15 protein-coding genes are annotated in these 23,517 nt (G+C 40.9%); 8 read left to right on the forward strand and 7 right to left on the reverse strand.

The annotated features are described in order from the left end of the window. Positions 1–56: 56 nt before the first annotated feature. Positions 57–1,223 (reverse strand): N(5)-(carboxyethyl)ornithine synthase, encoded by a 1,167-nt coding sequence (locus tag AB4160_RS10580; protein ID WP_372004547.1) that lies wholly within the window; start codon positions 1,221–1,223, stop codon positions 57–59. A gap of 669 nt (positions 1,224–1,892) precedes the next feature. On the opposite strand from AB4160_RS10580, the gene AB4160_RS10585 reads away from it, so the two are divergent. Both AB4160_RS10585 and AB4160_RS10590 read left to right on the forward strand, forming a co-directional pair. Continuing rightward, positions 1,893–2,288: a hypothetical protein gene (locus AB4160_RS10585; protein WP_102437087.1), complete on the forward strand. Its 396-nt coding sequence runs from the start codon at positions 1,893–1,895 to the stop codon at positions 2,286–2,288. Positions 2,289–2,560: 272 nt separating this feature from the next. After that, a complete protein-coding gene (locus tag AB4160_RS10590; RefSeq protein ID WP_303410089.1) occupies positions 2,561–3,922 on the forward strand; it encodes a M17 family metallopeptidase in 1,362 nt (453 codons plus the stop codon). Positions 3,923–4,043: 121 nt separating this feature from the next. Here AB4160_RS10590 and AB4160_RS10595 read toward each other — a convergent pair whose 3' ends face one another. Continuing rightward, complete coding sequence (locus AB4160_RS10595; RefSeq protein ID WP_102437084.1) at positions 4,044–4,571, reverse strand: Lrp/AsnC family transcriptional regulator; 528 nt, start codon at positions 4,569–4,571, stop codon at positions 4,044–4,046. Positions 4,572–4,800: 229 nt separating this feature from the next. Between AB4160_RS10595 and AB4160_RS10600 the strand changes: the two genes are divergently transcribed. From AB4160_RS10600 to AB4160_RS10620, 5 genes are all read left to right on the forward strand, one after another. Then, the gene (locus AB4160_RS10600) at positions 4,801–6,954 is read left to right on the forward strand and encodes a TonB-dependent receptor (RefSeq protein WP_102437082.1); all 2,154 of its coding nucleotides are present in this window, start codon (positions 4,801–4,803) and stop codon (positions 6,952–6,954) included. A 64-nt stretch (positions 6,955–7,018) separates the two neighbouring features. Then, positions 7,019–8,407 carry a cytosine permease gene (locus AB4160_RS10605; RefSeq protein ID WP_372004549.1) on the forward strand — a complete coding sequence of 463 codons (1,389 nt, stop codon included), beginning with the start codon at positions 7,019–7,021 and terminating at the stop codon, positions 8,405–8,407. 112 nt (positions 8,408–8,519) lie between these two features. Beyond that, entirely contained in the window at positions 8,520–9,659 is a 1,140-nt protein-coding gene (locus AB4160_RS10610) for a DUF917 domain-containing protein (RefSeq protein WP_102519968.1), read from the forward strand. A 678-nt stretch (positions 9,660–10,337) separates the two neighbouring features. Next, the gene (locus AB4160_RS10615; protein ID WP_303445593.1) at positions 10,338–11,285 is read left to right on the forward strand and encodes a diguanylate cyclase; all 948 of its coding nucleotides are present in this window, start codon (positions 10,338–10,340) and stop codon (positions 11,283–11,285) included. 231 nt (positions 11,286–11,516) lie between these two features. Next, a complete protein-coding gene (locus tag AB4160_RS10620) occupies positions 11,517–13,931 on the forward strand; it encodes a putative bifunctional diguanylate cyclase/phosphodiesterase (protein WP_372004551.1) in 2,415 nt (804 codons plus the stop codon). A 182-nt stretch (positions 13,932–14,113) separates the two neighbouring features. Here the strand turns inward: AB4160_RS10620 and AB4160_RS10625 are convergent, their stop codons facing one another. The 5 genes from AB4160_RS10625 to putP form a co-directional block, all read right to left on the reverse strand. Next, a complete protein-coding gene (locus AB4160_RS10625; RefSeq protein ID WP_102437072.1) occupies positions 14,114–14,785 on the reverse strand; it encodes an oligogalacturonate-specific porin KdgM family protein in 672 nt (223 codons plus the stop codon). A gap of 552 nt (positions 14,786–15,337) precedes the next feature. Next, complete coding sequence (locus AB4160_RS10630; protein WP_303445591.1) at positions 15,338–17,893, reverse strand: MMPL family transporter; 2,556 nt, start codon at positions 17,891–17,893, stop codon at positions 15,338–15,340. 210 nt (positions 17,894–18,103) lie between these two features. Beyond that, positions 18,104–19,540 (reverse strand): MBL fold metallo-hydrolase RNA specificity domain-containing protein, encoded by a 1,437-nt coding sequence (locus AB4160_RS10635; RefSeq protein ID WP_372004554.1) that lies wholly within the window; start codon positions 19,538–19,540, stop codon positions 18,104–18,106. Between the two features lie 339 nt (positions 19,541–19,879). Next, on the reverse strand, positions 19,880–20,980 hold the full coding sequence (gene proB, locus AB4160_RS10640) for a glutamate 5-kinase (protein ID WP_102437067.1): 1,101 nt from the start codon (positions 20,978–20,980) through the stop codon (positions 19,880–19,882). A 9-nt stretch (positions 20,981–20,989) separates the two neighbouring features. After that, positions 20,990–22,486: a sodium/proline symporter PutP gene (gene putP, locus AB4160_RS10645; protein ID WP_102476444.1), complete on the reverse strand. Its 1,497-nt coding sequence runs from the start codon at positions 22,484–22,486 to the stop codon at positions 20,990–20,992. Between the two features lie 463 nt (positions 22,487–22,949). Here putP and AB4160_RS10650 point away from each other — a divergent pair, with 463 nt between their 5' ends. Further along, complete coding sequence (locus AB4160_RS10650) at positions 22,950–23,441, forward strand: MarR family winged helix-turn-helix transcriptional regulator (RefSeq protein WP_102437064.1); 492 nt, start codon at positions 22,950–22,952, stop codon at positions 23,439–23,441. The last annotated feature ends 76 nt before the right edge of the window (positions 23,442–23,517 follow it).

Below are 23,517 nucleotides of genomic sequence, written 5' to 3' on the forward strand. Positions count from 1 at the left end.
GACATCTGCCATAGTTAAATGACTATAGTTAAATGACTATAGTTAAATGACCATAGTTAAACGGCGAGGCTTAATTCAATATCTATAATCTTGTAAGGGTACTCTGCCTCACGGTGCTGAAACGATAAAATCGCCTCATTTAAAACAACGCCCTCTTCAATGTTTATCGCTTGGCGAATGGTTTCATTTTGCTGCCAAGCGCTCTGCCCTGCTAGCACTGCAGGTAAATACACAATCAGCGCTGCTGAAATCGACCGAGTAGCACTTTCCCAAAGGTAAGTCGGGGTATGATCCACCGCATAATAATCCACCGTTTTATAGTTAAACATTGGCTGTTTAAATGTGGTCGGCTTAGCAAAAAAGAAGCCCATTTTTTCATCGCAACTGACATCAATGATCAAACTATGGGGTTTTAGGCACTCTGCTTCAGATTCGATCACGAAATTAGTTGGCTTGGCAGTGTTTTGAAAAGTGCCGTTAACGATAATATCGGCTTCACTGATGAGCTCTGTTAATGGCCTGCTACTGCCATCATGCTCAACCACCATCATTCGGGCTTCGCCCGTCTCGCCTGCGCGAATACGGACATAGTTACAATCTAATACTTCTTCACGCACTTGCTCTTCAGGTCGCTGAATACAAATGGTAATGTCTTTAAAACCATGGGCTTTAAGGGCGTAAATCGCGCCGCGACTCACGGCGCCAAAGCCAAAAATAATCGTCTTACGTTGATCGCCATAGTGGCCATCAATGCCTTTAAGTTGTAATGAGTGTAGCACCGCACAATAACCAGCCATTTCATTATTTTTATAAAAAGTATGACGACCCATTTGCCCCGTTGCCGACCAAATAAACATATCTTCAAAAGCAATTAGGGTTTGTTTGCGATCTAGCGCTGCTTGAGTAATATCTTGCTGCTGCACACAATGTACATAACCCCATAAAGTGCCGCCTTCACGCAGCTCTTGTAAATCTTCTAACACCGGCTTGGCAATAATTACCGTACCAATATTTGCCAGTAACTCATGACGCGTGGCAATACCGCCAGTTAATGCAGCAATTTCAGCATCTGAGATCCCAAAGGGTTCGCCATAACCTTGCTCAAATATGAGTTGCTTTCGAAGCGCTTGCGGAATGCGCAGTAAATGTCCTGGGTGAATGGGAAAGCGTTTTTCGTCTACTTTTCTTGAAGTCCCTATGACTCCTACTTTTAACGTGTTCATGTCATCGTTCCTTGTTATATCAATGGATCTATGTGACTGCATACACGAATGTTTATTTTCGCCAATGGCCAGTTGCTCTAATGATTAGAGGTGGGATCTGCTCTGGTTAATGCGACAGTCGTAAACAACGCGGCCTAATTAACATAGAGTTTTATAAATGGAAGAACTTTACGGTGACCGAGCTTAAAAAAGCGTCGCAGACGATAAAGTGTCAATATTTGAAGGGAAATTTATTGCATACTCATTTATCCACTACGAAGGTTTTAGCTACAGAATTATGGGAAGTTCATATAACTAGCAGTGTGAGCACTTAATGAATTAATCATTGCTAACGCTTTTGAAAACTCATATAGCACAAGATGAGGTTGTCTATTTACCGAAGAAGATAAAAAAGATAAGCGCCTTACTTTAGCATAAATTAGCCCGCTAAAGTTAAAATGCGCAGCTTTAGTCCTGTTAAAACCGCGGCTGCTAAATATAAGCTCGTATTTAAACAAGATAAGTCAAGCCAGCTAAATTGGCCTACTTTTGCATAATCTTTAAAAAAGTCAGTCTATATTATTAGATTATGCTTAAAAACAACTACACTGATCTCATCGAGATCAGCTAAATGTAACTATTCACTTTAATAAATAGGTTAACTACAGCCACTATGCGACAATCGCGCCCATGAGTATCTACCAGCTATTACACAAGGCCCCTATTCGCGTTATCCGTATTGGAAGACGGCGCATTTGGCTACGTGTAAAACTGGATATGTTGGTGGTAAAACAGGCCTTAGCCCAAGAAAAGCAAGAAACCAAAGCCATGCTGGTGACTTATAAACGCTATACCTGCAAGCAAGCCAACAAGGATGAATTAGCCGAAGCCAATAAACAATTTGCCGACTTACTCAAAGGTTTGGGCTTAGGGGTTTTCGCGGTGTTACCTTTTGCCCCTATTACTATTCCTTTGGTATTAAAACTCGGCAAAATGGTAGGCGTTGACGTGCTGCCAAGCTCATTCAATAATATGTCCGAACGCAAAGCCAATGCTCGAAAAAACGCCATTAACAAAACCAGTTAACCCAAATAGCCACAGCCTAACTGATAAGTGACAATAGCCAGTAGCTAAACTAATAAGCAACTACCACGGTTATTTTTTAGCAATCCTAATAACTTTGCCAAAAAGTAGTCGTAACCTCAGCTCATAACCGCCTATTTCAGTCGCGCCATTCCACTATAGTCATCTATTGCAGCAAACAAGCACACTAAAACCATCTCTATGCTTTCTAGAATCAAATCAGCCTGATACTCTTAGGGATATCCTTAAACTCATCGCAATCAACGAGTCCTACTATGAGCAATATCATTATTTCAGGTGTTTCAGGCATTCCCCTGTCTATTTTCAATAGCGAAACATTTGCACAGTGGCGCGATAAGCAGTCTAAAAATGTTACTAACTGGCTCACCACCACCCAGTTTTCAGGTAAAGGCATGAGCTTAATTCCTAATACCGAAGGTGAGTTAGCTGAAGTTATTTTTGTGAGTAACCAAGATGACTCTTATTGGCTGTGTGGTGATCTGGTTAATCAACTGCCCGCAGGTCAATACCAATTAAACGCGGATGACAAGCAGATAAAAACCGCCGCATTTAGTTGGGGTTTAGGGGCGTATCAGTTCGATCGCTACAAAAAAAGCGACAAGCAAATTCCACAGCTTATTGTGCCGACTAGTGCGCAAGCTGATGAAGCTAATAAGTTCATCCGCTCAGTGTCATTAGTCCGTGACTTGGTTAACACACCCGCCGCCGATATGATGCCGCAACACTTAGCTGAGACCATGAGCACCATGGCGACAGAATTTGGCGCTAAGCTCAACCAAATTGTCGGTGATGAACTACTTGAGCAAAACTACCCGACCATTCATATGGTTGGCCGCGCCAGCGCAAATGTTCCGCGCTTAATCGACTTAACTTGGGGTGATGAATCGGCTCCTAAAGTGACCCTAGTAGGTAAAGGTGTGTGTTTTGACTCTGGTGGCCTTGATTTAAAACCCGGCGCCGGCATGCGCTTTATGAAAAAAGACATGGGCGGCGCAGCGCATGTTATTGGTTTAGCGCAATTGATTATGGCGAGCAACTTACCTATTCGTCTGCGGGTATTGGTTCCTGCGGTTGAAAATGCCGTTTCAGCCAATGCCTTTAGGCCCGGTGATGTGATTACTACCCGCAAAGGGCTGACCGTTGAAATTGATAATACTGACGCCGAAGGCCGCTTAGTATTGTGTGATGCCCTTGCTGAAGCCAATAACGACAAACCTGAGCTAATGATTGATTTTGCCACCTTAACAGGGGCTATGCGAGTTGCTTTAGGCACCGAGCTGCCGGGGTTCTTTAGTAACGATGACCAAGTGGCCGCCGATATTACCGCATCGGGTTTATCTGTAGACGACCCAGTTTGGCGCATGCCACTGCATAAACCTTATTATGACTTAACCTGTAGTGATATTGCTGACTTAGCCAACTGCGGCAAAACTCCATTTGGCGGCGCAATTACCGCAGCACTTTATCTTGAGGCCTTTGTTGATAAAGATATTAGCTGGAGTCACTTCGATGTGATGGCATGGAATAACCGTAAATTACCGGGTCGTCCTGTGGGTGGTGAAGCCTTTGGTATTCGTGCGGTATTTGATTACCTGCAAAATCGATTTGATAAGTAAACTAAGCCCAAAACCTCATTAGCGAAAAGGCCTGTCGATACAGGCCTTTTCTTTATTAAAACCATGATACTTTTATCACTGTTTTATATAGCAAACAAAAAACACTGCATAGCTATTAAGCTTACTCAGCGCCACGGTCTACATCTTGACCATTATCATCTAACCACTTCAAACTTGATAACGGATAGCCTAAAAACCACTTACTGCGTTCAAGTACGATACGGGTCTTAATATTTTTGATACTTAGCTCTGATCTGTCTGAAAGCTCGGTACAGATCTCATTGAGTTTTTTGATATTGGGAAAGCAACTTAACGACATATAATCCACATCACCAGCAAGCTGCATGCAATCCATAAATTCTGGAATATCTTGAATAGCACTAACAAAGCGTCGCCGCGACGGTGCTGTGTTATCGGTTAAGGTAAACTCCACATAGGCCATCACGTGCTCACAAATCTGCTCTAAATTCACATCCGCATGAAAGGTTCTGAAATAGCCGGCTTCTTTTAACGATTTAACTCGCTGAAAACAAGCACTAGGTGAAAGGTTTACTTTTTCAGCTAATTCAATATTGGTCAAATCCCCTTCAAGATGCAGGGTCGCCAATATTTTTTTATTGTAACTATCAATTTTTACTTTCTTTTTCATTTTCAGAAACCTAGTGTTATTTTATCTATGGTTTTCGCTACCTATAGTGGATTATCCATGATTAATTTGCAAAATGTCCCGTGTTTCCTCTCAAAGCGACAAATTTTTACTGCATTTTTGCTGCATTACAAAATATTATTTTCTACCAAAGTCCCACAATGGTTATAACGGATCACACAAATGCATAATAACTACATATTTATGCAAGGAAGCCTATGAGGGCCAAAATATGAGTCATACTAATCGTCGTTTTTTCGCAAAATCAATATTAGCCACTGCGGTGGGTTTATCGCTTGTTAGTTCAGCCCACGCTGAGAACAATGAGCCACAAACTGTTGAAGCCACTAGCGGAATAGAGCGCATCGAGATTAGTGCTCGTGGCCGTGTAGAAACCTTACAGAATGTACCAGACTCGGTAACCGCGTTTAGTGCTGATATGATCCAAAACCAGCGTATTGAAAATTTCAGAGATGTTGCCGATCTCACGCCTAATTTAAGCCAGTTGGACAACTTCAGACCAGGCCTTGCCCGTATCACTATCCGCGGCTTAATTACCCCGCAAGTGGGCGATGCGCCGCTGGCTTTTGTGGTTGATGGGGTCACCGCACCCGATTTAGAATTTATTAACCAAGATTTAGTCGACATTGAGCGTATTGAAGTCATGCGCGGTGCACAGGGTGCACTTTACGGTAAAGGCGCCATTGGCGGCGCAGTGATTGTCACCACCAAAAAACCAACCGAAGAGTTAGAAGGCACCATTAAAGGCTCATACGGTAACGGCAATACCTATAATTTAAATGGCGTGGTATCGGGCGCGCTTAATGATGACAGCAGCGCATTTTTCCGTGTTGGCGGTTATACCAAAAACTCTGATGGCTTAATTGATAATGTGTTTTTAGATGAGCCAGCAGATTACTTTTCAGAAGACTCAGTGTTTGCCCAGCTTGAATTTGATCTCACTGACGACACCAGTTTAAACCTGCGCGGCCGTTACACCACCAGCGATGCCGGCTTTGCTTATTATCAAGGCGTCACTGAAGACAGCGCGGAAGACTTTGATATTGGCACCTCGCAAAACATCCGTAATAACGACCAACGTGATGTATATGAAGTCAGCGCCAAACTTACCCAGCATTATGACTTAGGTACCTTTGACTTTATCACTGCTTACAGTAGCTCTGAAAACAAACACTTTTACGATGGCGATTACTCCGCCGACCCGACCTTTATTGATGAAGATGATTTTTTCCGTGCCCCTTTTGGCACTGAAGGCTTATTTGATGTGAAATCACTGACGGTTGAATCACGCTTTACTTCTCAAAGTGATCAGGATTTAAGATGGGCAGTGTCAGCTTTCTATCAAGACAAGAAACGTGACAACACCATTAACTTCTTTGACGACTTCTTAGGCGATGTGCCGCTAGACAGAGACGATTTTACCGATGAGATGATGTATCTAACCATCGCCGATAAAAACAGCAGCAAAGCCTGGGCATTATCAGGTCAAATTAACTACGACATTACTGACAAGTTAGAATTAACGGCAGCGCTACGTTTTGATAGCGACAAACGTGAGTCTTACGACCCTAACTTCCCTGTTGATACGTTTGCAGAGGATACCTTTAGCCAATGGCAACCTAAGGTGACTTTAGCTTATCAAATGAATGAGGAGTTGCTGCTTTATACTGGCTACTCAAAAGGTTTTAGAAGTGGAGGCTTTAACGAGCCCGCAGAAGGTATAAACCGTGTTTACAATCAGGAAGTGTCTGACAGCTACGAAGCGGGTTTTAAAACCACCCTATTCTCAAATAAACTGACCTTAAACGGTGCGTTATTTGTCATCTCCCAATCTGATGCACAAATTACCCAATTTAATGTCGACAGCTTTACCCTTGAAAACCTCGCCATTGATGACGTGCTCACTAAAGGCGCTGAAATCGAATTAGGCTGGGCTGCGACAGAAAACCTCAATGTACGTTTTAATGCAGGTTATATTGACTCAGAAATAAAAGAGTTTACAGATAGACCTGAGCTTGAAGGTGAATCACAAGTATGGGTGCCAGAATATACTTATAGTTTATCTGCAGATCATTATTTCCCTATTAGCTCAAACTGGTCACTGGTATCTCGAGCTGATATTCAGGTGCAAGGGCCACAATATTTTGATATTGAAATCCCACATGTTACTTCGTCAACCTTCACCTCAATTAATGCTGGGGTCGGTTTGAAGTCTGACGATTGGACAGTGCAGCTATATGTCAATAACTTAACTGACGAGCGCACCATTGAAGATATCTTCTTTTATGGTGATGGCGTAACCGATTTAGCCCGCATGCCTAATAAACCGAGAACATATGGTATCGAAGCGATTTATAATTTCTAAGGCAAGACATCGTCACTCCCATACAGGCCTCTAGATTAGGGGCCTATTTTTACAAGTAGAACTTATGCCTAACCGTCTGACACCTAGCGCTGAATACTGCGCAAGAAACAACCAAGAACACAGCCCTAAGCCAAGCTCTGAATATAGCTCTGAATATAGCTCTAAAAATAGTGCAAACAATGATCTATTTGATGATTATGCCACTCGCCCCGTGCCGCAAGATAAAACCGTCGGCGGCGTGCGCATTGGCATGATAAACGGTGGATTGGCATTTGCCGTGCCGGGTCTAATCACCGGGCTTGAGCTTGGCGGCGCGTTAGGCCTTAGCCAAAGTATTTACGCCTTTATTATTGGCGGCATTATTTTGTCAGTACTTGGCACTGTCACTGGCTTAGTTGGCATGCACAACCGCCTAACCTCATGCATGACCATGAAATTTGTCTTTGGCCGCAAAGGAGCAAACCTGCTCAGCCTTGCGTTTGTATTATCTTTACTGGGTTGGTATGGGGTTAACATCAATCTGTTTAGCGAAGTCTCTCAAGCCCTGTTTCAACAGTTATTTACTGTGACAGTGCCATTGTGGCTATTAGAAGTATCAGCCGGAATGTTAATTACCCTCACCACTATTTGGGGCTTTAAGCTGATTGAAAAGCTGTCCAGTTTATTCGTGCCGATTCTATTTATGTTAGTGGCTTATATGCTCTATAAAAGTGTCGGTTATGTCATCGCCCCAGATGCAGTTACTCAGTTTAACAGCATTGAACTCACCTTTGGTGAAGCGGTATCAGCCGTTGTCGGCAGTTTTATTGTCAGCGTGGTATTAATGCCTGACTTTAGCCGGTTTGCAAAAACCACCAATGACACCATTATCGCTTCATTTCTGCCATTTTTAGTACTCAACAGCTTCGTTTATATCGCTGCAGCCATGGCAGGTATTGCGGTGCAACAAAGTGATATTCTTGCTGTCATGCTCACATTAGGCATTGGCACTTTAGCGTTTTTCTTGCTCATCATGTCGAGCTGGGTCACCAACGTGGTCAATTTATACAGCACCGCGCTGGGTTTTAACGCCATAAATATTAGCTGGAAAGAATGGAAAATCATCGTTGTTTCAGGCGTATTAGGCACGATTATCGCTTCATTTAATTTACTGGCTAATTTTACTGACTTCTTATTTAGCCTATCGATTATCTTCACCCCTGTTGCGGCGATTTATGTGGTGGATTTTTTCATCGTACGTAATAAACAATCTTACCTGTTAAGTGAATTAAGCCAAGTTGCGGCGGTTAATTACCTTGCCGTTATCGCCTGGGCTGTGGGAATTGCAACCTCAATGCTGACCAATCATGGCCTAATCACCATCACAGGTATTGAAGTATGCGACGCCATTTTAGTCACCGCGCCAACCTACTATTTATTGATGCAAGCTTTTGCAAAAAAATCCATTGCTTAAGCCAGTAAATACATAGGAATGTTTTTGCTTCGCGGCACAAATGGAACACAAATTTTGCAGCGTTGGCATAAGATCAACACCATAAAAAGTTTAAGTTTAAGAGCTATTATTTATGAAAACACTAACAAGAGTTGACCTATCAGATATCTTGCACGGCTGCGCTATATTAGGCACAGGCGGTGGCGGTGAGCTAGATGAAGGCTTTTACTATATTGATAAAGCACTGGCTGAAGGTAAGACATTTAAGCTTGTTAGTGTTGATGATGTGCCCCAGGGCAAAAAGATTTGCACCCCCTATATGCTAGGGGCATTATCACCAATGACACCTGAAGAAGAACAGCAATATACCCGCTTACCTAAAAGCAGCAGCTCATCGATTATGACCGCATTTAGACGGTTAGAAAAATACACTGGCGATGAGTTTTATGGCACCATTTGCTGTGAATTAGGCGGCTCAAATACCGCTATTTCGTTTTACGTGGCCGCCATGGCTAATGGCTATATTATTGACGCCGATGTGGCAGGTCGTGCGGTACCTGAAATAACCCATTCAACCTACTATTTCAATAACATCCCTGCTGCGCCCATTGTCACCGCCAACGAGTTTGGCGAATGCTTTATTTGTGAAAATGTTATTGATGATTTACGCGCCGAAAACGTGGTAAGAGCCTTATCGATGATAAGCCGTAACGACATTGCTGCTATCGATCATGCGATGCCCATAGAGCAGGTTAAAGATGCGGTGATTAAAGGCACCATATCTAAGTCACTTGAAATAGGTAAAGCCTACCGGTTAGCCAAAGAAAACAACCAAGATATCGCCGATGCCATTGCCAGCCATGGTGGTGGCTATGTGGCCTTTAGAGGCTCGATTGCCAAATATCAATTTAAAACCCAAGACGGTTTCACTCTTGGAGACATATTTATTGAAGGCACAGGCCAACATCTCAATGACCGTTACCATATTGAAGTAAAAAATGAGAATTTAGTCAGTCGCTTAAATGGCGTTGTTGATGTCACTATTCCTGATTTAATTTGCTGCCTAGACATGGATAGCAATAGCCCTATCACTAACCCCAATGTCAGTTATGGCGTCAATGTTGCCGTTATAGTACTGCCAGCACCAAAAGAGTTTGTCACCGAAAAAGGCTTACAGGCTTTTGGTCCCGCTTACGTAGGCATAGATGCGCCCTACCAAGCTGCGGTAGAGCGTCATTTTTTGCAAGCGACTCATTTTGAAAATCATGACTAAATGCTTAAACAGGTTAAATTAATTTCTAGCTAAATTAAGTACTTAAATGCTCATAAATAAAAACTAAATAGAAAATATGCGAAATGAACCTATTCATTTAACCATCATTAGGTTCATTTAATAGAGCAATAGCCACAATTACTGCCACTGTTACCAAGCAATAATGCCACTGACAAATTGATCTTCCACTTTCTGCTACTTTGCCTGCTAGTTAAAGGTGATTTAGATGTTTTTCTGTCTATTGAGCTGTACAAAAACGTTCACTGATTGATAAGCATTTCCTCCATTGGATTAAGCTTTTAATACCCCATATAATTTCAAAAATAGGATTTTTATCTCACTTTAAGTTCTAAAAAGTATCGCTACTGATATTACCGCTATCTCGAGATACCTAATGTGAAGTCACCACAGTTGAACTAATCAATAAAGAGCTAACAACAGTCTAACCACTCGGTAAAACTAAACCATCACGCTTCCTATGGGATTAGTTAAAACCGCTATTTCGCCGAAACATAACTAACGCTGATGCTTTTTAAAGGATGTTTGCTAATATTAATTTAGTAGAGCAAGGATTGAGCTTATTAAACTAATAGAAAATCAGCATTTACTCGACTAACAGTAGCGCTGTGTTAGCAGCCCTAATTAGTTCGCGTAAATGGGATTATAGAAGGGTTATAAATGGAAATTTCAGACCTCATTGTGTCCCAACATGACGTTAAAGGCAAAATTTTGGTGGTCGATGACCAAATTGTTAATGTCAAAATAATTAAAAAATTATTGCAAGAAGACTATGATATTTTCATGGCGACCGATGGCGATCAAGTCATCGACGTATGCATGGGTTTACAACCAGATATGGTATTACTTGATATAGAAATGCCGACAGTAAATGGTTTTGAAGTATGCAAACAACTCAAAGCGAATCCACTCACGGCCAATATCGCCGTTATATTTATTACAGCTCATTTTGAAGAAGCCACTGAGGTAAAAGGACTTCAACTTGGCGCAGTAGATTTTATTCATAAACCTATTAACCCCATCATCACCAAAACCCGAGTTAAAAATCAATTGAGGCTCAAACAGCAATCGGATTTATTGCGCTCTTTTGCCATGTACGATGCGTTAACGGGTGTCGCTAACAGACGCCAGTTTGACCAGCGTTTTGCCGCAAATTGGCGCCATTGTGTTCGTGAAAAAGAGCCTATTTCCATCATCCTGTTAGATATTGATGTCTTTAAGCAATACAACGATAACTATGGCCACCAGCAAGGAGATAACTGCCTAGCCCAGGTTGCCAAAACAATACAACAGACACTGAAACGTCCTTGTGATTTAGTGGCACGTTACGGCGGTGAAGAATTTGTGTGTATTTTGCCACAAACTGATTTTTGTGGCGCTGAACATAAAGCCAAATCAATTGTCGATAACATCAACGCCCTAAAAATCGAACACGGCTTTTCAAATGTATCAGACTACATCACCATCAGTGCAGGCGTAGCTACCGTTGTACCTCATAAGGATATGCAGCAAGGTATGTTATTGGAACTTGCTGATAAGCAACTGTATCTTGCTAAATCGAATGGAAGAAACCAAGTCGCCAGCATAGAAATAAGCAATATTTCCTAGTGGTTATTATTTGTGATTTAACAGAATAGTTGGACATAAGAAAGTATAACTAATGGCATAAAGCTCATTTAGATTAAGTTTTTCATCACTGGTTTAGGAAAATATAAGCGATTTTGAAATGCAAATGAGCGCTAGCTCGAGTTTTTTAAATATTATTGGTGAATTACCCGCATAATGAGGTAGTTGCGACTATAGTTTATTATAAGCTTATGAATGGATTCGGGATGCTTTATGTCATTAGGACAATTTTTAAGGCCTTATGCCAAACTTTTATTGATTACATTGTCAGGATATACCTTTGTTTTTGCCGGTTTGCTGTCATTCGCATTTCAATTAAACAATGAGATACATGACTTTACTTCTCAAACCAATAAAATCTACCAACACCCTTTTCAAGTCAACGCCGCTGCGCGTATTTCACGACAATCAATTACAACCCTAAGAAACCAGCTACTCTATGGCCTCATTGACCAAAGTAATATTAGGCGTGACACCTTTGTTGTTGAGACCGACAAAATACAAACTACATTGGCTGATAATTTAAACATCATCCAAACAAATTTTTTAGGTGATATGACCAAAGTCACTGAGGCAATTTCATTTACTTTACAGCTTCAGCGCATTCAACAAGATATTATTGAATTGCTTATAAACCATGACATTACAAATGCTGAAAAACTGATAAAAAATCAGGCTACCCCCTTGTATCAAGCTTTAATGAATAGAATGGACTATATCGTTGACTACTCTTCAAACAAAGCGGCTAATTTAGTAATACAGGCTCAACAAAGAAGTGAAAAGTCACAAACTACATTGTGGACCCTATTTACTGCATTTTCACTATTTACGATTTTGTCAGGCTGCATTACAGCCACAATGGTCCTAAGAAACTTATTTAACCGTGATAGTAGCCTGAGAAAAACGCATGAAGATTTGCGGATTGCTGCAACCGCTTTTGAAACCCAAGAAGGCATGCTGGTCACTGATACCAATAACAAAATATTACGCGTAAATCGCGCCTTTTCTAGGATTACCGGATATGATGCCGATGAGGTCCTTGGTCAAAAACCGAGTATTTTATCTTCCGGCAAACACAAAAAGCCGTTTTACCTACAGATGTGGAAAATAATCAAAGAGCACGGTTATTGGGAGGGTGAAGTTTGGGATAAGAAAAAAAATGGCGATATCTACCCACAAAAGCTCACTATCACTGCGGTCACTGATAATAATTCTGTCATTACCAATTATGTCGGCACCATCTGTGATATCACCCTTAATAAACAAGCTGAGAAAAAAATTGCCGATTTAGCTTATTTTGACCCATTAACTCGACTGCCAAACCGTCGTTTACTTATGGACCGCCTCAATCATTCTTTATTAACAAACAGCCGTCATAACCAAAAAGGGGCATTACTGTTTTTAGACCTTGATAATTTCAAAACCCTCAATGATACCTTAGGCCATGATATGGGAGACATACTCCTAAAAAAAGTGGCAAAACGGCTGGTACAGTGCATTAGAGAAAGCGATACAGTATCTCGTTTTGGCGGCGATGAATTCGTAATTTTAATTGAAGCATTAAGTGGTAAATCCACTATAGCTGCCACGCAAAGCAAAGATATTGCCAAAAAAATACTCGCCTCAATTAATTTACCCTATCAACTAAATGGCCATGATTATTCCATTAGCACCAGTATTGGTATTACTTTAGTTAAAAACAAAAATACCTCCGTTGATGAATTACTGAAACAAGCCGATATCGCCTTGTATAAAGCTAAAGACGATGGCCGCAATTCAATGCGATTTTTTGACCCCCAAATGCAAGCCAATATCTCTAATCGCGTCGCGCTAGAAGCAGAATTAAATCATGCTATTGAAAATAAACAATTTGAACTTTATTACCAAGTTCAAGTAGACAAGCATAACAATCCATTAGGTGCTGAAGCGCTATTGCGCTGGAATCACCCCAACAGGAGTCTTGTTCCTCCGGTAGAGTTTATTCCCGTTGCAGAGCAAAATGGTTCGATTATTTCAATTGGTCATTGGGTATTAGACGCCGCCTGTGCACAACTGCAATTATGGCAGCAAAATAGCTCAACTGAATCACTCACCTTAGCGATCAATGTCAGTGCGAGACAATTTCTCCAAGACAATTTTGTCGCAACAATAAAATCCGCATTAACATACCATAAGGTTCGCCCTGAATTACTGAAGCTAGAATTAACCGAATCAATTCTATTAAATGATATCGATAAAACCATAGTAAAAATGAACCAAATTGCTGCATTAGGCATTCAGTTTTCACTGGATGACTTTGGAACCGGCTACTCATCTTTACAATATTTGAAAAAATTACCTCTTTTCCAACTTAAAATAGATAAATCTTTTGTCGATGGTTTGGTTGAAGATAAGTGCGATCAAGAAATTGTCCGCACCATCATAGCAATGGCACATAATTTGGGTTTAACCGTGATAGCTGAGGGGGTAGAAGATGAATCACAGCGACAGATTTTATCAAAAGAAGGCTGCAGTCACTATCAAGGATATTTGTGTGGCAAACCTGAAACTATCGATAAATTTGAAGCTCGATTTTCACAACCTGATACGTCATCAACACCAGTAGCATTAACCGCCCTTTTTAACTGATTCAGTTTTAAAGGTTAATCAGAATAATTATCTGTCGTGATAGGAATTAACTTTTCAATAACTATCTAAAGCGATATCAGTTTGCAGAAAGCTTACCTTTGCAGATAAACCTTCATTCCTAAGCTTAGTGAATATATTGATAAAACTAAATGACCACTAACGCTGGATGAAATTATTATATCTTAATAACTATAAGTTAACCCTATTCGAGTACGTAGCTCACGATCAGGGCTATCATTACTGACATTAATATCACCAAATTCAACATAAGGTGTCCACTGGCCTATCTTACGAGCTACGGTTAGATTCAACTCATAATTGGTATCACCATTGTCATAAATATTGTAATCAACGGCCTTATATAAATCAGCTTCAAAACCAAATTTCCAATCGTGAGTGGTATAACCAAAACCTGTGGTCAATCGATGACGCTGCTTATCAACATCGGAATTATTTCTATAAAAGTCATGACGATAACGAGCTGTAATGGTTAAACCTTGAATGCTGTCAACGGCATAGTTTACTCGAATTTGCGGTTTATAGGTCATTCCTTTTTCACGGGCCTCAATGGGCATCCCTGGCACTATGGTCCAGTTATCGTTAATTTTAAAGCGATAATCTAAACCTAACTCCCAACCATTATTTTGGCTAGACTTCCTATCAGAACCATCTACAGGCTTAAATTTTAACTCGCCACTATAATTAAAATTACCAATACTGCTACCTATTTTGACCCGAGTCGACTCACCAGACTCAGCTCGAAATTCTTGACGAACGTTAAATGATGCAGCAGAAACGGTAGAGCAAGTAAACAGAGCGACACAGCCACACAAAAGCAGATTTTTAGCAGTCATTACAATAAACCCTCACATCATAGCTATGATACATCGAATTAAAAAGCCACTCATGTACCCAGTATAAATTCAATTAACAGCCTTAATAAGTAATACAATATTGTAAAATAGTACAGGTTTGTAAATTGAGATCTAGATCAAAATGATATAAACCACAGCAAAAACTCGCTAATTTACCGTCTATCTGCTTGCAAATGTTACGCATTCGTTCGACATTAGAGCGTAAACCCCTTGAGATGTAAGTAAAGGCGCCACAAGTTGTTACCAACCTATTATCAGCACTATTAGGAATAGTAGCCTTTTGTATTACAAATTCACAATTTTAGGCACAGAGGTTATTTATAAAGCGCAAAAGTGACATGTAAAAAACACGCTGGTGATATGTAGAAATTCGACAGTAAAATATTGGCGATGAAAATGGCTTGCTTACGTTTTTAGCTTAAGTGCTAGTTATAATTGAGTATCGCTTAAGATTTGCATCAGGATTAAACAAGCCAATGTCCCTATCAGCATTTTTAAATAATAAAAATTTAAGCAAAGACCATAATAAGCTTATTTTAACGAATAGCCGGGCTGCATCTTTTTCACACTAAACAATAAAGCGGGTAATACCGTTAAACTGTAGAAAAGTAGAAAGCCGATGGCGATGGTGAGTAAAAAACCAATGCTATACATACCTCGGTGATCGGCCAGTAACAAAGAACCAAAGGTCGCCATTGTGGTTAGTGAACTTAGTACTGCCGCTCTTGGGGTTGATGATTGATAAAAGGCCCTCGCAGATCCCACCGCCCGAAAGCGCTCAACGATGTGAATACCATTATCGACCCCCAAGCCAAATATCAATGGAATGACAATGATGTTGGCCATATTTAGCGCCTGTCCACTCCAATGGGCAACAGCCATAGTTGATAAGGTGGTTAATAACAGCGGTATAAAAGTCAAAATAACATCGCGCTTATGTTTTAGCGCTAGCAACAAAATGACGGCTATCAGTAATAGTGAATAAGTGATTGCCTGCAAAAATGCGTTAATAATAATATTACCCACTTGCTGCTCGGCTACAGGTCTTCCGGTTGCATTGGGCGCTACGTCTTGTACAAGCTTAATAAATCTATCCAGCTGTTTCACATCACGCATATCGCCAGCAGGGTAAGCCACCACTAATAAATATTGCTCGTTTTTATATCGCTGAGCTAACACCGTAGGAATATCATCATAGCTTGGAATTGGGGCTTGCAATAACTGAGTTAAACTTTGCTGCATAACTTGTAATGGCGCCAATGCATGTTGATTAATTTGACTCACAAGGGTGAATTCATCATTATTTTTAAGCCAATCTAAGGTACGTTGCGCAATCACGCCTTGGGCATAATCCGCTCTGACTAGGTTTTGTTGCAAGCTTGCAAGGCTATCTAATGACTCTATTGGCGCATTGGCGGCTGCTAATGTTTGCAACAATGCTGCCTGTTTGGACGCGCGATCAGTGGCTAAAAAAGAGTTGATTGAAATCACATTGCTCACTTCAGCTAAACCAGACAATTGTGATTGCCACTTGGCCGCTTGTTGTCGTGATGTCGCTAGCATCATCATTTGATAGCTTGAGGTTAAGCCTTGTTGTTGAATTTCTTCAAGGGTTCTAACCGATTCAGACTTCACCGATTTTAATACCAAAGTCGAGAAATCAAATTCCATTTTACTGGCACCATAGCCAGAAATAGCTAAGGCTATCACGGCCAAAAAAACTACCATTTTGTGATGTTTAGGCAACCAGAAATCATCGTCGCTGGCATATTGGAACTGAGTATCACCCTCTTCAGTCGCTATGTTAGCCTTAAAACCATGCGCTCGAGGATAGCCACAAATAAAGAAAAAAGTCGGAATAACGATAAAGGTTGCCAGCAACCCCATTGCCATCCCCGCCGCTGAAATAACCCCTAATTCAGCAAGCCCGGTATAAGCTGTAGGATAAAAGCCAAGAAACCCTATGGCAGAGGTTAATGCGCACAAACTAAGTGGCGTAAAAGTGCCGCGAATTGCCGCAATCAAGCTGGCATAATTGGTAGGCTGTAGTGCTTGCTCTTCTCGTAATCGCAGACAAAAATGAATCGCAAAATCGACACCTAAACCAATAAACATCACCAAAAATACAATGGAAATGGTGTTGTATGAACCAACCAAAAATAATCCAAGTGCGAGCGTCCACACCAACCCAATAATCACGGCCACATAGCTGGCAACGATTATGCGCAAAGAGCGAATACCAAATCCCAATACTACAATCAAGCCTATCAGCGACATGGTCCCCGCTAAGGTTACGCTATTATTGGCGTCACTGATTTCATCATAGTCCAACGCCGTCTGACCAGTAATGCGAATTTGCACTGCGTCATTATCACTGTATTGATGGATAATATTTTGTGCGGTTTCGATGATATATTTATTCGGCTGTTTTTGATCGTTTTGAGGCTGTGCATTTAAGGTGATAATTTGATAAATAGTACCACGACTTGGTGGCATCAATACCTCAAACCAGTCAACACTGCCCTGCTTTGCCGCCAGTTGGTTTAATACGTTAATTAACAGCTTCGCGGCTTTAATGTCATCAGTTTCAATAGCATGATTTAATTGTGCTAATAATTGTATCCCAGCATCATTTTGCCCAGTAGTGCCATTAGCTTCAACTGACATGACCGCCTGAAGTTTTGGCATTATGCTGGCAACATTGGCATTAAAATCAATAAAGTCTTGCTCGGGTAATAACCACAAGGCTTGCTGCTTAAGCCATGGCAAGGTTGCTGGCGCAAATACGTCGTTAAATAAGGGCTGTGCAGAAAAGTCTGCTTGTAGCGCTTCAGTCATAGTTTGTACTTGCTGATGATTGTCACCAGAAACCACAATGACCAGACCATTTTCAGAGTCGCCAAATTCATTTACCGTCTTAGTTAAGTTGTCCTTCCATGGGGCATTTTGTTGAACGAGACGATCTAGGTTGGAGTCAACCACGAAATTATTTTTACTGTAGATAATAGCAATGGTGGTCATTAGCCCAATAAAGAGCAATGACAATATAAACGGCAATGTTTGTTTTGAAAAAAACCAATGTTTCACAAGTGAGCTTCGCAGATAAAGTGGATAGCGACATTATAGTCTTGATAATCATCCATGTGGCAATGACATAAGCAACAACAATGATAATTTGTCATTGGGAAAGGCTGTAATGAACATATGTATTAATGTGCATTCGCAGTCAACGTCAGCACAAAACACTATTGCTCAATGACAGCATTGCTCAATTACAGCACCGCTGGATAACGCCATTCAACACCAAACCAGTTGTGGTAGGCCATTTAAATCCAGTTTATCGCCATGGGCTGCTATCGCAAGCGCTTGGGGGGCAGATGATTTATCTTGCTGTATTGCATCCACTAACCCTTGCTGCGCCGTGGTTTCACCGTGGACTAATATCAATGGTGGTTGATGATTAAAATGACGATACCAGCGCAGTAATTCAGCTTGATCGGCATGGGCAGACAAGCCGCCTATGGTATGCAACTTAGCAGCAACTTTAACCGATTTTCCGCGAATAGTCAGTTCAGGCTGACCATCTACCAGCGCTCTGCCCGGTGTGCCTTCTGCTTGATAACCACAAATAATGACATCACATTCTGGGCGCCATAAATTATGCTCGAAATGACAACGAATTCGCCCGCCGTTACACATTCCACTACCAGCAATGATAATCAGCCCCTTATGTACTTCGTTCAGCAGCATTGACTCATCTGTGCTTTGGGTAAACTCAACATTAGATAACAGTGGATGTTCACCTGGATGCATGCGGGTAAAGCGTTTAAAGTCTTCATCCATTAACGGGTAATTATTGATATACACTCGGGTCGCCTCAATAGCCATCGGGCTATCTAAGCAAATTTTCCAACGAGACAAATCCCACTCTTTGGCATACAAATGAAATAAATACAGCAATTCTTGTGCTCGCCCCACCGAAAATGCTGGTAGCAATATATTGCCGCGACTTTCGGTTATCGCTTTGGCAAAAATTTGTTTTAACTCAGCAATGGTTTCATCCCAACTACGGTGTAAACGGTTACCATAAGTACTTTCCATTAAGACTAAATCAGCATTATCAATTAAGGTAGGGTCTCGTAGAATCGGCATGCCTGCACGGCCAAGATCACCACTAAAGATTATGGTTTTCTGCTGACTGCCCTCACCTAGTTGTAACGAAACAATAGCCGAGCCTAAAATATGCCCAGCATCAAACAGTCTTACACTAACATGTGGCACGATTGGGTTTTCGACTTGGTAATCGAGCGGCACGAACTGCGATATCGCCTTATCAACATCTTGTTGATCAAATAAAGCGGAGATTGGTTCGAGCTGTTGTTTCTTACGCTTCTTATTCAGCCGTTCATTATCGCGCTGCTGCAGCATGGCGGCATCTTTTAGCATTACAGTGCACAGTTCAGCCGTAGCTTTATTGGTATAAATAGGGCCATCAAAGCCTAACTTTGCCAATAAAGGTAAGCGGCCTGAATGATCAATATGAGCATGACTTAATACCACCGCATCGATAGTGCTTGCCTCAAAAGCAAAAGGCTCATGATTCCGAAGTTCAACGGCTCTACCACCTTGAATTAAACCGCAATCTAACAACACTTGTTTACCGTCGATAGTTAATAAATGACAGGAACCTGTTACCTCTTGAGTTGCCCCTAAAAAACGCAGTGTCATTTCCATGGTAACTTCCTCAGTTTTCCCTTGAGTCGTTCCTTAATCATAGACTATGACAATAAATTAGATGCGAATAAGCCATTGGTAAGTGCATATAATTAACAGATAGAGAAGTGCTAAGAAAGTGAGTATGGAGAAAGAGTCAATAAGTTAAAAACACACAGGCAACAACCCACTTAAAGTAAGTGATTAATAGCCCTTTAACCCGATAGGATCTATTACAACAATCAAACGAGAAAGGCTATTTTTGTAATTTAAGTCAGTCACTTAGTTGCATCAACTGCATCAATTACAATAGTGCCCTAGCGGCGTGATATACATTGGCTGATAATATTAAGATTAAACTCATGTTCTCTGCAAAACGGCGAGATTTATCGGTGAAATGATTGAGTTGTTTTGTGGTTGGCTAGCTACATTTTCACTCGTGTTAGCTTGTTGAGTGAGATAGTTAAGCAAACAACTGCTGTAATTAGATGTGGCCTTTGCCACTTGTGAGCCATCATCAGTGCGGATTAAAATAGTATCACCCACTGCAAACTCGCCTTTTACCGAAAGAATACTAGCACTGGTGATCACATCATCATGCTGACTAATCGCTGCATGTTGATCTTCAATCACCACCTCACCTCGCTCGCGGACAGTATGAGTCATCCAATGCTGCTCTGGTGACATCGGGGTTTTACAAGACACAAAATGCGAGCCTGGGTTTTCATCTTGCAGCAAGGCGCTAAAAGTTTGATGATTAAAGCCATTAACTACATAAGTATCAATGCCATGAGCAACCGCTTTTTCAGCCGCCTCTATTTTGGTTTGCATGCCGCCAGTGCCCATTGAGCTGGTTGCACCGCCTGCCATTTGATAAATAGACTCGTCAATAACATCAATGGTTTTAATCAATTTAGCATCAGCATGTTGCTGGGGGTTTTTATCAAACAATCCATCAACGTCAGTACAAAGGATTAAGCCATCTGCCCCTGTTGATGCCGCAACCATAGCGGCGAGATTATCGTTATCGCCAACTTTTAACTCTTCAGAGGTCACCGTATCGTTTTCATTTACGATAGGTAATACCCCATGCTCCAATAAGGATTCTATGGTTTCTTTAATACTGGCATAGCGTTCTTTATTACATAAATCAGCATGGGTCAGAAGAATTTGCGCAGTGGGAAAGTCAAATAACTTATCCCAAACTGCCATCATATTGGTTTGTCCGGCTGCTGCCATGGCCTTTTTTAGGGCAATTGACGGTGATTTAATATCAATCCATTGACGACCAGCAGCAACTGAACCCGAAGAAACCAAAATAACTTGCTTTCCCTGCTTACGACAACGAAGTATAAATTGCGCAATACTCAGCAGGTGATGCGAACTACAACCGTTGTTTTCAGGGGCAATTAACGCACTACCCACCTTTATCACCAATCGTTGATTGGATTTAATAGACATGAGTAGACCTTATGATAATTGTTGAATTAATTGATGATTAACATCTTTAAATGTTTTTTGGATCTCAGCAGATGGCGCTTTGGTTATTAAACTCACTAACCAAATCGATACTGCACTGATGAAAAAGCCCGGCAGCATTTCATACACTACACTGCTTAAGGTTTCACCATTAGCTAATACAGGTGCAAAAATCCAAAATAATACCGTCACAGTACCAGTAATTATGCCGGCTAAGGCCCCTTCATAAGTCACCTTTTGCCATAACAAACTAAATAAAATCAGCGGACCAAATGCCGCGCCAAAGCCTGCCCAAGCATTACTGACAATAGATAAAATACTACTCGATGGGTTCATTGCGATAAAAGATGCCACAACAGCTACACCAAATACGCAAAGTCGGCCAATATTCACCGCTGTTTTATCAGATACTGCTTTTTTGCTGTAAGCACGATAGATATCTTCTGTCAGTGAACTTGAAGACACTAGCAATTGTGAAGAAATGGTACTCATTACCGCCGCTAGAATTGCCGCTAATAAAAAACCGCCAATTAAAGGATGAAATAACACTTCAGAAAAGAAAATAAAGATAGTTTCAGGATCGGCAAGCGTGACTTCAAATTTACGCGTATAAGCCACCCCCGTTAAACCCGTCGCTAAAGCGCCAATAATGGTCACTGTCATCCAGCTCATACCAATCCGGCGAGCTGTTTTGATATTTTTAACAGAGTCTATCGCCATAAATCGAACAATAATATGCGGTTGACCAAAATAGCCCAGTCCCCATGCCAAGCTAGATAGCAGCGATACCAGAGTTAAACCAGATAAGCTTTCACTAAAAGAAGGAATCGTCTCAAGTGAATAATTCATCATACTTGATGGACTATCAAAATGCGTGAACGCCACAACAGGCACTAAAATAAGGGCAATAAACATAATCACACCTTGGACAAAGTCTGTCATGCTTACGGCTAAAAAGCCGCCCATCAAGGTATAAGCCACCACCACTAGCATGGTAATAACAACGCCAGTTTGATAGTTCATTGCAAACGCGGTTTCAAATAACTTACCACCGCCAACAAGACCTGCTGAGGTGTATAAAGTGAAAAATATGATGATGACTACAGCTGAAATGAGGCGGATAACACCATTTTCTTTATCAAATCGTTTACCAAAAAAATCTGGCAAGGTTAACGAGTCATTGGTTTTTTCGGTGTACAAACGCAGCTTAGGCGCCACAAGTTTATAGTTAGCCCATGCGCCAATCACTAAGCCTAGTGCAACCCAAATAGTATCAAACCCTGAAACAAAAATGGCACCGGGTAATCCCATTAGCATCCAACCACTCATATCAGATGCACCAGCAGATAATGCGGTCACTTGAGGGCTAACTTGGCGGCCGCCAAGCATATATTCAGAAAGATTAGCTGTGGATGTTTTTGCGGCGTAGATACCGATAGCTAACATGAGTACAAAATAAACCCCTAATGAAATATAGGTATATTCCATTATTTACCAGCCTTATTTATTTTAGTTAGCGGATAAAAAATATAAGTACTAAGAATTAACCATAAACATATTAATCCCACTGTATGTTTCGCTATTTCAAATGAACGTGTTGTTAATTGTTGCAGATAACTGGGACTGTCACATGAACTGGTTTCGCCTTGCATTTAATTCTACCTCTAATAATTAGTACTCTAACTATTATGTTATAGACTTATTACACTAAGATCAACCGAGCAAATTCCAAGCTGATATTTTACAGTAGCTTAATGGCCGCTAATTCTTACGACATGAAAATAAATCATTTGAGTTAATCCCATTTTTGAAAAGTGGTTATTGTTTAAAAGCGAAAATGGTTAGTATTCGACTCGAAAGCAGCTAAGACTTATTGCTAATAGACAATATGGACTGATAAAAAATAAGGTTAGTGTTATCCTACACTCATGGCTAATAACTAGAAGAAGCAATGGAAAAATACGAAGAACTATTAATATCGATACGTAAAGTGATTCGAGCAATTGATTTGCACTCAAAACAGTTGAATAAAAAGTCTGGTATAACCGGGCCTCAATTAATGATCATGCAAGAAATCGCCGGTATTAATGGTGTTACAGCGAGTCAAGTGGCTAAAAATATCAACTTGAGCGCTGCAACTGTGACTAACATTTTAGACCGCTTAGAAAGCAGAAATTTAATTCAAAGAGTCCGAAGTGAGCAAGATAAAAGACGGGTTAGTTTATATTTATCTAATGAGGGCAAGGCTTGTTTACTTGAAGCGCCAAAGCCATTGCAGGAGCATTTTATTCAAAATTTCTGCGCATTAGAAGAATGGGAACAGTCTCAGCTTTTATCATCAATGCAACGTATTGGCTCTATGATGGATGCCAACGAACTCGATGCAGCGCCAGTACTTGAGGTCGATCCCATTTATAAAAGCACTGAATTACCTGCAGAATAACCATCACAATGGTTTAAGAATATAGCCAATTGATAAAGTAGAGGGGTAAAATGGAACTTATAATATCCCTCTATTT

Origin of the sequence: Shewanella sp. 10N.286.51.B8, from assembly GCF_041469325.1 — a bacterium.
GTDB lineage: Bacteria > Pseudomonadota > Gammaproteobacteria > Enterobacterales > Shewanellaceae > Shewanella.

What these genes read in the sequence shown, in the direction of transcription:
- AB4160_RS10585 (WP_102437087.1), top strand. Translation starts at nt 1,893, where the DNA reads ATGAGTATCTACCAGCTATTACACAAGGCCCCTATTCGCGTTATCCGT.
- AB4160_RS10635 (WP_372004554.1), bottom strand. Translation starts at nt 19,540, where the DNA reads ATGGAAATGACACTGCGTTTTTTAGGGGCAACTCAAGAGGTAACAGGT.
- AB4160_RS10605 (WP_372004549.1), top strand. Translation starts at nt 7,019, where the DNA reads ATGCCTAACCGTCTGACACCTAGCGCTGAATACTGCGCAAGAAACAAC.
- proB (WP_102437067.1), bottom strand. Translation starts at nt 20,980, where the DNA reads ATGTCTATTAAATCCAATCAACGATTGGTGATAAAGGTGGGTAGTGCG.
- AB4160_RS10650 (WP_102437064.1), top strand. Translation starts at nt 22,950, where the DNA reads ATGGAAAAATACGAAGAACTATTAATATCGATACGTAAAGTGATTCGA.
- AB4160_RS10595 (WP_102437084.1), bottom strand. Translation starts at nt 4,571, where the DNA reads ATGAAAAAGAAAGTAAAAATTGATAGTTACAATAAAAAAATATTGGCG.
- AB4160_RS10580 (WP_372004547.1), bottom strand. Translation starts at nt 1,223, where the DNA reads ATGAACACGTTAAAAGTAGGAGTCATAGGGACTTCAAGAAAAGTAGAC.
- AB4160_RS10610 (WP_102519968.1), top strand. Translation starts at nt 8,520, where the DNA reads ATGAAAACACTAACAAGAGTTGACCTATCAGATATCTTGCACGGCTGC.
- AB4160_RS10590 (WP_303410089.1), top strand. Translation starts at nt 2,561, where the DNA reads ATGAGCAATATCATTATTTCAGGTGTTTCAGGCATTCCCCTGTCTATT.
- AB4160_RS10625 (WP_102437072.1), bottom strand. Translation starts at nt 14,785, where the DNA reads ATGACTGCTAAAAATCTGCTTTTGTGTGGCTGTGTCGCTCTGTTTACT.
- AB4160_RS10620 (WP_372004551.1), top strand. Translation starts at nt 11,517, where the DNA reads ATGTCATTAGGACAATTTTTAAGGCCTTATGCCAAACTTTTATTGATT.
- putP (WP_102476444.1), bottom strand. Translation starts at nt 22,486, where the DNA reads ATGGAATATACCTATATTTCATTAGGGGTTTATTTTGTACTCATGTTA.
- AB4160_RS10600 (WP_102437082.1), top strand. Translation starts at nt 4,801, where the DNA reads ATGAGTCATACTAATCGTCGTTTTTTCGCAAAATCAATATTAGCCACT.
- AB4160_RS10615 (WP_303445593.1), top strand. Translation starts at nt 10,338, where the DNA reads ATGGAAATTTCAGACCTCATTGTGTCCCAACATGACGTTAAAGGCAAA.